The sequence below is a fragment of the Xanthomonas sp. SHU 166 genome, from assembly GCF_000364685.1.
GTDB lineage: Bacteria > Pseudomonadota > Gammaproteobacteria > Xanthomonadales > Xanthomonadaceae > Xanthomonas_A > Xanthomonas_A sontii.
The window spans coordinates 1-659 of sequence record NZ_AQOJ01000601.1 but is presented as its reverse complement, the minus strand read 5'-3'; the positions used below and the strand labels follow the sequence as shown (position 1 = coordinate 659).

The 659-nt window shown below is 74.1% G+C and carries 1 pseudogene; it reads left to right on the top strand.

The features are described 5' to 3' along the window. Positions 1-446: pseudogene (locus tag D180_RS24230) on the top strand (ferrous iron transporter B); the annotation flags it as partial. Between the last annotated feature and the right edge of the window lie 213 nt (positions 447-659).

The following is a 659-nucleotide window of genomic DNA, read 5'->3' as shown; positions in this document are numbered from 1 at the left end:
CCGCGGCGCCGGCCGCCGCCGCTGGCGCACGCCTGGAAATCGCGCCGGCGGTGCCGGCGACGCGCCGCGAGGCGGGAACCAAGTCCGGCACCGGTGCCGGCGACGAAGGAGACATGGTGGCAGCCCAACAATTGCAGCAGGCGCGCGAAGACCTCGCGGCACGCGATGCCGAGGTTCAGGAATTGCGCTCGCGGGTGGAGCAGCTCGAAAAGCTCAAGTCCCAGCAGCAGCAACTGATCGCGTTGAAGGACAGCGACCTGGCTGCGGCGCAGAAGCGCCTGGCCCAGGCCGGGCAGGCGGCGCCAGCGGCCGTGCCCGCGCAGGCGCCGGCCAATGACGGGTTCCCGCTGTGGCTGTGGGGCGGGCTGAGCCTGCTGGTGCTGGGCCTCGGTGCCTGGCTGCTGTCGCGCCGGCGCAAGCCCTCGCCGCTGCCGCCGTTGCCGCGCGACGACGACGCCGCGCTGGCGGCGAGCGCCGCGGTGCCGGTGGTCGCGCACCGTGATGTCGATGCGCCGGAACTGCCGCCGCTGGAGCCGGCCGAGCCGCTGGCCGAGGAGGAGACGGTCGCCCGCGACCACGAGGCGTTGGAAGAGTGGTCGCGCGCCGACCATCTGGACCACGCTGCCGCCGATCACGCCGATCACGCCGATCACGCCGAT